Below are 10,667 nucleotides of genomic sequence, written 5' to 3'. Positions count from 1 at the left end.
AAGGAGTGAACGAGATGCCGATTAAAGATACACGAGATATAGTGCCTTTCGTCAACGGACTTGAGTCTAAGCTCAATGAGGTAGAGGACGGTATGGAATCGTGGCTACAAAACAAGGCAACGATCCTGGCTGCTATTCCGCAGGTCAGCAGCATACGGGTGCAAGCGACTTCTGCAATCGTAAAAGCCGAAGATGCGCTTGCTGAGCTGAACACGGCAACCTATGGCGTCGTTGCAGCGAAGGGTCAACGTCTGCGTAAATTGCTGGACGATCTCAAAAAGCAGGTTATTCAGATCGCAGAAAATGCCACGGGCGGGGCAAGTGTCCCTGATTACCTGAGCATGGAAATTAATAACGCCATCTCCTCGGTGGACAGCACGCTTGCAGATGGCGTCAAGCTGGATTATCGGTTGCGGAAAATCCAAGAGCTTGGACAAGCTGGAGCCGACTTTAGCAACCGGGATGTCGTGATGCCATATCGCTTTGAAGTGTCGGATCGCTTGGTGTCGGATCGACTTACCATTCCGAAAGAGGAAAACGTGGAGTTCGTTTCCGGCCGAGTTACGGTCCTTGATGTAACAGGAAATCAAGGCATCCTTAATGACAGCGGCAAGATGATAGAGGGCACGATCGATGCGGACGGTAATGTTCTTCTGAGCGATGCCCCGATGGTTTCGGTTCGCCTTTACTATCCGGTGCGCCTGTCATTTAAGGATGTGCCGGAAGACTTCCTAATGCTGCTGCTTGAAACCGTCATCTCCAAATCGAGCCCGATCATGGAGAGCCTGCTTAAATTCGAGAAGCTCTTGATGGATATCGTAACCGATATTACGGCCATGAAGGGAACGGACTGGACGGCCGACTTCTCCATAATGCGGAACCAGAAGGAGATCGTCCAAGAAGGCATTACGCCGAAGGGACTCAACATCAGTGCAGTCGATGGCATTGTGCATGCAACGTGGTCGTACAATGATCACCCACATCTATCGCACTTCATCGCTGAAAAATGGGACGAGCTCAGCAAATCATGGTTGCCGTTTGATGGCGATCAGGGACTCATAACGAAATGACCACAGGCAGCTTCGGCTGCCTCTCTACATAGGAGGGGTTCTCATGATTTTTAGGATGCCAATATTTTGGATCTTGTTCGGGTGGATTATTATCCCTGCTTGGATTTTATATCACATTGCTCGGTGGCTGATCGGTGATTGGAAATGTGATAAGTGCAAGGTTTGGTTTCGGGTGAATACCAGGAAAAATGTGTTCACACAAAAGCGGCGAAACGGCGACTGGACATATACTTGCTGCGGGTCTTGCTATAACGAGTACGAGAAAGAAGAACAGAATTATGGCTGGCCACCAGGCCTGACGCCGCCAAAGCCGGCATCATTACGAACAGAAAGCAGGTGACATCGTGGGTAAGTTCCTTAATGATTTTCTCTTAACCATGCCGGAGACGCAGCGAAAGAAATTGATGGAGCTACTGGAAAGCCGCCAGCGTCAAGGTATTATCAAGTCGGAAACCGAGCTGGCTGCAGAACTCGAGCGGCTGCTCAAGGGCCTGGACCGGCGGGACGGAAAACCGACGTTCACGCCCCGCAATCAATCCGAGCTGACCAGCTCCGAATCCTATAACGCCAATATGCAGGAGATTGAGTTCGATCTGGCCACACTCTTTGATGTTTCAGATCAGCTCGACCGTCTTTTGACCGATAACCAGCAGCTCACTCGCTCCATGCTGGCCGATATTCAAAAGAAGATCGCTGCCCTGGACTCCAGGTTAGAGCGGCACAAGCTGGTCATGTCCAACACGGATGGATTCCTATCCGGTGTTCATGAACAGTTCAAGGCGCCGCAGTATACAGAAACGTCCAGCGATGCGCTGCTGCTTCTGCAGAAAGAACGCCAGGGCAACTATTTACCTCCGGAGTACATGGCCGAAACGGTGGTGGACCGGTTGCAGCTCTCTTCAGCACAGACGATTGATCAGCTCAAGAATCCCTATGGCGCCAAGCTGGCTCGCATTGAAGTGAAAAACCGGACCGGCATGGTTGCCGGCAATCCGAAGTACACGATTGATTATGCGATCGACAGCTCGCAGGAAAGCTTCTGGGCGGAGGTCATTTTGGCGGATGCACCGCTTGAGCACAACATTGACGATATCTGGAATCATGACTACAAGAACACACCGACCACTGGAGCGCTTTGTGAATTAGAAATTACCCTGAACGGTGTTACGCCTGTCTCAGAAATCACCTTCGATCCATACTGTGGATTCCCGATGCAAATCGTTAGTATTCACGGCTACGAATCATCGGTGTACGACGGCAACGTGTATGAGCTCGTCACACCAGTTCACGAGAGTCCATATCAGCGCAGCCAAACGTCCAACACACAGATGAGCTTCCAATTTCCTTCTGTAGAAATATCCAAGCTCCGAGTGTTGATTCGCCAAGAGAACTATGCGAAAGAGAACTTTATCGTCAATAAGGATGAAGCCAATCAAGCTGAGCTCTGGGATAAGATCGCCGGCAACCGGCAGCTGACACAGGACTTCAAACAGCCGGGCGAGTCCATCGCTGAGTTCGACAAGAAAAACGAAATCTCTGGATGGAGTCGGTACCTCACCGCTCTTCAGGACTGGGCAAAGGAAAAGGGAGAACAGGCAAAAGGCGTGCTCGATGCCGCCAAGCAGGCCATGGAGGTCGTGAAGACCGGCCAGTATACCAACCCAATGCAGCTAGCACTGCGAGCCATTGCGCCGAATCAGAAGAAGACTCAGGCAGAGACAGAAGGGACGTTGGCGAGCGAGTGGCAGCCGGTATCCAAATACACCTATCTATATGGCGCCTACAACATCAGCATCGTCGGCCGCCGCTACAACCAGCAGTCGATTTATGTGTCGAAGCCGCTGCCGCTGGCCAGCAACCTGAAAACAGTCACACTGACTACAGTGGAGAAGCATCAGACAATTGACATGGATCAGGGCGACAAGGCGCCGATCACGGACATCGAATTCTACCTGGGGTACACCAAGAATCCGGATCCGGGATCCTGGAAACCGATCCTGCCATCCAACAAAGCCTATGTCGAAGGCGAACTCTTGATGGGCAACACCGTGGGTGAGGAGTATGAAGAGCTGAAAGACACGATCCAATTTAGCTTCCGCTTCCAGGCTATCTCGAACGACACAGTAACGATTCGGAGAAATGGCGAGCCACTCCCAGCATTCATGTATAAGCTCTCAGTTGACGGCAAGAAGATCGGCATTTTGAGAGACTTCTATTCACCGGCCAGCACATATACCGCAAGCTACAAGCCATCCGACGACGCCTACTTCGTAGATATCGATCAGGCGCTCATTGAGCCGTTGCAATACATCAATGACAATGGGGAGACGGGTGAAACGTTCGATGCGGTCGATGCCAATTACACGGTCACGCTGAAGCATACGCCTTACATTTTCCGGGAGCAAGTTTTCAGCTACGACGGGGAGAACGAGCGCTACAACCAAGACAGCAGCCAGTTCAATGCTGCCGACATGTACTACCCGATCATCGTGCGGGTCGGCGGAGTAGAGTATACGAACATCACCAATTACACGAACGGGACTTATGACAAGGAGCGGTTACAAGCGACAAGCGGCGAGAAGGTATTCGCTCAGATCGGTAGCAAGATTTATTTCCCAACCACGCCGACCGTTGATGAGCTCAAAGATATAACGGTTGACTATTACTACCTAACAACCGACGTTCGGCTTAAAGCCATCCTGCGCCGCAATCATGCCGGTTATGAGAGCATTACGCCGGCCCTTTACAATTACACGCTCCGCTGCCAAAGCTATGACCAGGAGGTACGCAATGTCTAATGAGCCGATTAAAAATAACTCGCAGATGCTTTATCTGCAGGCCCGTTTCCAGTTCGAGCAGGCAAAGGCCAAGTTCGATGATGGCACGATCAAGTCGGATACCAAGCTGATTCAAACAGTCTTCAAGGCGTTTCAGGACTTCTTCGTATCAGCCGGCCAGCCAATGATGATTCCTCGATATGCGGTCGATGGCGGCCCCCATGGAGTGCCGACTTCAACAATATGATGGGCGAGATTAAACAGGATATGGATCTGCTCTTTCAAGAAGTCGATATCATCGGCCGGGCACTGTATGCGGATTTCAATCATAACGTCGTGCAGCAAAGCATGCTCCAGGCCGAGTTCGACCAGATCGCCGACAAGCTCAAGGATTTGGAGCTACTCTCGTCCAACCTGAATGTCAACGGCCAGATCGTTTTCTGCCGTAACGACTTCGCCAATAACGATAAGATTGATTTTGATCGGATCAGCGGGACGCCAGCGCATATCGAGAACGGCACCGTCACACTGGGCCAGACAAGCCAGTCAAGCGTCGGCAAAGAAGCCACGATTACGATTGTTCCCGGCAACAAGACCTACAAGAATTTCATTATCGGCAGCGAGTCCAATGGCTTCCCTGGTAATAATCATGAGATCACCGTGTCACCGGGCAGCTCCTTAACGAACAACGATTACACATACCGGTTCGTGGGCGAGAAGAACAACCATGGTGCATATGGCGTTGTGCTGGATGGCGACGCAAACACATGGTTCGAATACGAGCTCGTCAATGTGCGAGAGCAAGACAAACAAGCGGTGGCCAAGAATCTCGGATGGGATTATCAAGTGAATGGGAACCAGACACTTCGATTCGCCCGAGATCCTGACGGCGGAGTGCTGAAGCTGAATCTGCAGGTTATCCTGGCTGAAGAATCGCTGATCAACCAAATCAATGTGAATATGTACACGCCGCCCAACCATGGCGCCAAAACGGCGATCGTCAAAGATATCCTGGTTTCGGACGGCACGAGCGCACCATTATCAGTGATGACCAGCGCCAAGCTCGATTCCGACTACACGTTCCATTTCTCGCCACGCACGGCGAAGGTCATCACGATCCTGTTTGAGCAGCCGGAGAAATACTTTACGGACATTGGCCACATCTATTATGAGGCCAAGCGGCAGATCGAAAACGGCCCGGACTATGTATTCGACACGATCAATAAGGAATATTCACCGACGCATTTGCCACGAGTCGAGGGTCCGCAGATTGCGCTGCAGGATCTGGGTGTTCAGGTTAAAGCGACGCCCACCTCTGTAGACGCTACATATGGCCCGCAGACGCCGGACGGCACGACGCAATCAATGGAGAACATCATCTCCAACGTGCAATACAGTTTGAACGACGAGAACATCGAAATGGGCATCGAACGATTTGAGGGATGGCGGTATTGTATTGGGATCCGGGACATCGAGATCTTCTCAACCGAATACGAAGCTACTGGTGAAATCGTCACGGAGCCGTACTACTTTGAGCAGCCGCTCGAGAAAATCACACTCGACGTCAGAGAAGAAATGCCGCAGTACATCAAGTACCAGGTATCAATTGATGATGGAGCGACCTGGCACGACATTACGCCAATGGGCCGGCAAATGGCGAGCAGCTCTGACGAGGCGATGGCGCCAAAGATCTACACGATTCAGCAAGTAGAGAAGCAGTCGCAACAGGCGAACCCACGGCCGGGGTATCTGGAAACAGAATATCCGGTGTACAGTATCCGGATGCGAATGCTATTTGAACGGCCGGCGGAAACGGGGGGAGAGGCGTGAGTGAGAAATATACATCACCCATCTTAAAGGGATTCACTATTAAGGCGTATCTGCAGGGCGAGGCATCGGACAGCCAGGCCTCCAGCCGCAGAGCATACGAGGACGCAGGAGACGGCGACGAGGTGATCGACCCACCGTACTTCCCACCATCACCACCGTCGGCTGGAGATCCACCGCCACCGCCGGATCCAGATGAACATCCGCAGACGCCACCACCCGTCGATGATGACGGAGATGAGCCAGATCCGGATCATCCGGAATTAAACGTGAGGATCACAAACAAACTGGCGTCCCTTTGTCATGGCGATCAATTACCCGTGTCCGGTGTTGTTGACGGGCCATTTGGAATCACCAAAGTCGTGCTTCTGATCAACGGAGAAGTGGTCGAAGAGAAAAAGGGAGTCGGCGACAGAACGGAGATGGCCTATAACTTCAAGGTCCCTACCGATAAATACCTGATGGGCGGAACCATCTCCATTGAGGTGAAAGGATACGACAGCAAAGGCAATGTCGATACTGACAGCTACGTGCTTTCTCTGAAGGACTGCACGATACCGCCGCCGCCGGTCAAAGTCCGTGACTGCATGTTGTTCGACACCCTGCTGGTGCAATATTACCATCGTGACACCAAAACACTGGAATCCATCGACATTCCGTATGACTGGCTTCCTTACGAATTGGATAACGGGAACGGGGATAAAGTCACCTTCGGATGGAACGCAGCAAACAACGGCGTCATTGTCATGATGACTGAAAGCTATGATTCCAGCGGCACTGCATTTCAGCTCTCCTCGATTGGCGTGGTGTACAAGGACAATTACGATAAGGAGATCACGACGTGGGCCGCCGCCGTGGCTAGCAAGTCTAATGGCGCCAAAAACGTCGGGGCGATGCTCGGCGAGCCATCTTCGAAAAACCCAAGTGTCTGGATTACGGCAGCACAGAATGGAGACTTCTCCACTGCACCGGCGATCGGCGCACAGAACGACTACGTGATCTTCACATTCGATGCTGACTTTACGAGCAAACATTGTCTAATCTCGCATGATTTCAAGCCCGGAGATCACACGAAGGATTTGGATCTAACAGACCCTCCAGTCGAACCATACGATCCGGATAATGGCCCGCAGCGAGATTGTCTTCTATGGGACGGAATCATCGTACAATTTTATGATCCGAATACCGACAAGCTGGAGCGGGCTGTAATTCCTATGGATGGGCTCGGCAGCACGCCCGTCATGATGGGCGACGTGAAGATGATGATTGGCTGGTCGGATATGTTCAATGGTGTAACTGTTATGGTAAAGCAGTTAAAAGAAGGCGCCGGCTCTTATAACGCACACGTCACCGGCGTGGCGATCAAGTTCTCCGATTACTATGGCAATTCAAAAGAGGCATGGTCCCAAGAAGTAGCCTTTGCAACAGAGGGTACTCGTCATTACGAGCTCATGGTTGGTGAGCCAAAGGAAATCGTGAACTGCCCATGGATCAGCGAGATCAAAGCCGGAAACTATGCGAATGCGCCAAGCATGATGAACGTCAACGATTACGTGGCCTTCAAGTTCATGGAGGAGTTCACGAACAACCATTGTCCGATTGATGACTCCAAACAAAACGATGACGACATCGGTATTGATCCGGCCAATCCGCCGAATGTGCCCCACGTTTACATCGAGCCATTCCCGTTCAGCCATATTCAGGCCTGCATCATGGACGCTATTCAAGTGAAGGGATACGCAGAGGACTTTGATGGCCTAAAAGAAGTGAAGTTCTTCTTCACCGGCGATCTAATCGATATGTCGCCGTACCGTATCATAGGCACTGGCCAAAAACGGATTGATTTCAACTTTACGATCAACACGAGCTCTCTGCAGCCGGGCGACTATCGTGTAACGGGATGGGCAACGAACAACAGCGATCAGGTGAGTCCAACTGTCGTATCGACACCGAACAAACCAATTATGGAATTTACGCTCATGAATTGTTCGCCGGATATTACGATCAGCACTTTAATCGATACGTGTAATGACGTCAGTTGGACGTTTAGCGGATCAGTCAGTGCGCAGCGTCGCATTAAATCTTATAAGGTCGTAGATAATCTTGGCCGGACATGGACGCAGCAAAACGTCAATGGTTCAACAACGACCGGCAGCTACAGTATCACTGTGCCAGCCAATACCTATACGGGCGGTCAAACGATCACGCTGACGGCTACTGTTGAGGACATGGAGGGGCGAACGGATATGGCGACGACGACCATCTTCATCCGTCAATGCACGCCGCCACCAACCATAGATGCTGTTGTCTCTGGCATAGAGTGCAGCAATAAGGATTTGGCTGTTGGTATGAATGTTATCGGTGGGGATAGCCGAGGTGTTAGCACCGTGAAGATCAGCGATACTACTGGGCATGTTTGGTACACCGGCAATGGTGCATTCGGGGTAAGGTCATTCTCGACTACCATCTCCAAGGACACGCTCTCTCCGGGCATGTACACCTTCATTTTTGAAGTGACAATGGTTGGCGGAACGACGGCGAGCACCACAAAGCAGGTCAACATTATTACGTGCTCCAGCGACGGCAATGTATACGCATGCGGTGTACAATCGCAATCCGGGGGCGCTGGTACGACAACCAACTTCCATAAGCTTGGAGGTACGCCAGGCAATGTCGTGATCGACTACAACATGCAAACAGTTCCAGATGAAATGCAAGTGTACTATCAAGATATGCTAGTGGCGCAAACCGGTGGACCGGTATCCGGAACAAATAGTTTGTCATTCTACTACAATCCGTATAACGGCGTCGATTTCATTAAAGTCGTTGTCATCGGTTCAGGCTCAACAGCATGGAGCTATAAAGTTCTCTGTCCAGTATAAAAGAAGCGGGTGATATTCAATGGGAATCAGGCAGATCCAAGTTACACGGGCGATCGAAAAGATCGTGAAATATTATTTGCTGGAAGGCAAATATCCGACGCTGCAAACCATTACGTATCACTTTGGCCAATGGCTCCGGGGCAATGTCCCTGGAGCTCCCGGTTTCAAAGCTACGAAATTGTTTCGCAGGCAAAAGTCCGACACCGATTTGTATAACAGCGATATTAGGCTCATTCATCAAGACATCTCCGACGCCTATGAAGCGACGATTCAGCAGACCACCCGAATTATGTCCGACTTCACCTTTGCGGATACGGAGCGGCAGAAGATGTGGAACCTCCTAGCTGGTATCTCAAAAAAGGTTGATCAACTCCTGCTTGTTTCCCAAAACGGAGCGGGGTATGTGGACGCCAACATTCTGAATTTCTATGACATGTCCTCCGTAAATGGCCAACGTACAACAGCTTATATCAACTTGAAGGATCGTCAAGTGACGCTGCGGGAGAATGAACGCAACAGTAATAAAGTTCTTCTGAATGGATCCCAAGCCAAGTTTAATTCGCTTACGGCAAACGTGGTTCATGCCGCCCTCGAGACTATTAACAATGCGTTTGATGATGACATCAATTCTGCCTGGTGGCAGGTCGTCAAAGTCGATGCGCCAACAACGATCCAGGCAGAGCTGATTGTGGTGTTCCCACAAGAAGAAGAGATCAACGAGGTGGTGTATGTCGCCCACAGCGTGAAGCCAGTCTTCATGCAGCTGGAATATACGTATGACGGTCTCACGTTCTCCCCAATCCCAGGCGAGAAGGACAAACGGAAAGTCGTTGATAAATCGGTATGGAGCTTCTCCAAGATTACAGTAAAGGGTATTCGCTTTAGCTTCGAGAAAAAGGATCACGACGATTACAGCGGCGGTGTGTACCAGTATTATTTCGGAGCCAAGAATATTACAGCCAGCAAGAAGGATTATGTGAGCGAGGGTATCCTCTACACGACACCGATCGTATTCGATACGCCCAACATTAATCAGGTGTCCATCAAGGCCGGCCATGAGATCCCGCATGGTACGGAGGTCGATTACGAAGTAGCCTCCTATGACGAGAGCAAGGATCTGGACACGCTGCTCTGGTTTCCGATCAGCTCGCTGGATGAGACCACGCCGAAGTATGCCAAGGTCGTGGAGTTCTCGGCTCGGCCGACCAAGTTCGTGGAGATGGCCAAAGCGGAGCCGACGCTCGAGATCAAGAACGGTATGCAGGTGTTCCGCCTGATCAAAGACGATGGCGACGGCACGTTGCCGCATGACTTCGAGGAGATGCGCAACCAAGTGCTGATGCGAGGAATCAATCAGTGGCGCCGGGAGAGGACGTATGTGAAGTTTGACGGCACGATGCCGTTGAATGGTTCGTGGAAGGATCAGTACGATAACCGGCCAGAGGCGGTGCGGATCGATTACTTGGCGATCAGCAATACACTAAGTCTCAAGCGGGACGGCGGCGGCAGCACGGACAACTTTTATCGGTTCACGACGTGTATTCAAAGCGACGAGACACGAGTCGTGCCGATGTCATTGGCCATTCTAAAGAGCCAGGAGAATGGACCGAAGAAGCGGATGGGTGCCTTCGCCGTATACGTCAATCAGAAACGGCTTGTCGCCTCCAACGAGGAAGTCACAATTACCCTAGAACCAGGCTGGAACGAGATCCAGGTGCTGTATCATTTCGGCAACATGCAGATGCGCCAGGATTTTATCGAGACAGAGCTGCCGAATGAAACCTACCTCGGCAAGTTCAACCTTGCACTGGAGAAGAGGGTGCGAGCTGATAAAGAGCCGCTCAAGCTCGTGGATGCTCACACGCTGTATTACAACATCTCTCCGAACAGCCGGGACTGTTTCGCCATCTACGAGCAGCAGGTCGTGTTAAATTATTTGCCCAAGAGCTGCATCTTCCAGCTTTCTTATGAAGTCGAAGACAGCGAGGCACAGAACAATCAAGTGGTGCTGCGAGCGATGTTGAAGCGGGAGGAGAACGTCCCGCATATCTCTCCGAAAATAAATCTGATCGAAGTCAGAGCGAGGTGATCGGAATGGAATGGAAAACAAT

Annotated in this window: 6 protein-coding genes; all 6 read left to right on the top strand. The window is 51.2% G+C overall.

What is annotated here, in order from left to right:
- The first annotated feature begins 14 nt into the window (after positions 1-14).
- Positions 15-1,070, top strand: coding sequence for a hypothetical protein (locus tag GZH47_RS32560; protein WP_162645765.1), 1,056 nt, complete (start codon positions 15-17; stop codon positions 1,068-1,070).
- Between the two features lie 344 nt (positions 1,071-1,414).
- A complete protein-coding gene (locus GZH47_RS32555; protein ID WP_162645764.1) occupies positions 1,415-3,868 on the top strand; it encodes a hypothetical protein in 2,454 nt (817 codons plus the stop codon).
- Complete coding sequence (locus GZH47_RS32550) at positions 3,861-4,094, top strand: hypothetical protein (RefSeq protein ID WP_162645763.1); 234 nt, start codon at positions 3,861-3,863, stop codon at positions 4,092-4,094. Before GZH47_RS32555 ends, GZH47_RS32550 begins: the two co-directional genes overlap by 8 nt.
- A complete protein-coding gene (locus GZH47_RS32545) occupies positions 4,091-5,677 on the top strand; it encodes a hypothetical protein (protein ID WP_162645762.1) in 1,587 nt (528 codons plus the stop codon). The genes GZH47_RS32550 and GZH47_RS32545 overlap by 4 nt, the downstream gene beginning before the upstream one ends.
- The gene (locus tag GZH47_RS32540; protein WP_162645761.1) at positions 5,674-8,556 is read left to right on the top strand and encodes a hypothetical protein; all 2,883 of its coding nucleotides are present in this window, start codon (positions 5,674-5,676) and stop codon (positions 8,554-8,556) included. The genes GZH47_RS32545 and GZH47_RS32540 overlap by 4 nt, the downstream gene beginning before the upstream one ends.
- 19 nt (positions 8,557-8,575) lie before the next feature.
- Complete coding sequence (locus GZH47_RS32535; RefSeq protein ID WP_162645760.1) at positions 8,576-10,645, top strand: hypothetical protein; 2,070 nt, start codon at positions 8,576-8,578, stop codon at positions 10,643-10,645.
- Positions 10,646-10,667: the final 22 nt, after the last annotated feature.

This window comes from Paenibacillus rhizovicinus, assembly GCF_010365285.1.
Taxonomy (GTDB): Bacteria; Bacillota; Bacilli; order Paenibacillales; family Paenibacillaceae; genus Paenibacillus_Z; species Paenibacillus_Z rhizovicinus.
Note: the sequence above shows the minus strand (reverse complement) of the source record. Positions and strands in the feature narration are given on the sequence as shown.

What these genes read in the sequence shown, in the direction of transcription:
- GZH47_RS32535 (WP_162645760.1), top strand. Translation starts at nt 8,576, where the DNA reads ATGGGAATCAGGCAGATCCAAGTTACACGGGCGATCGAAAAGATCGTG.
- GZH47_RS32550 (WP_162645763.1), top strand. Translation starts at nt 3,861, where the DNA reads ATGTCTAATGAGCCGATTAAAAATAACTCGCAGATGCTTTATCTGCAG.
- GZH47_RS32545 (WP_162645762.1), top strand. Translation starts at nt 4,091, where the DNA reads ATGATGGGCGAGATTAAACAGGATATGGATCTGCTCTTTCAAGAAGTC.
- GZH47_RS32560 (WP_162645765.1), top strand. Translation starts at nt 15, where the DNA reads ATGCCGATTAAAGATACACGAGATATAGTGCCTTTCGTCAACGGACTT.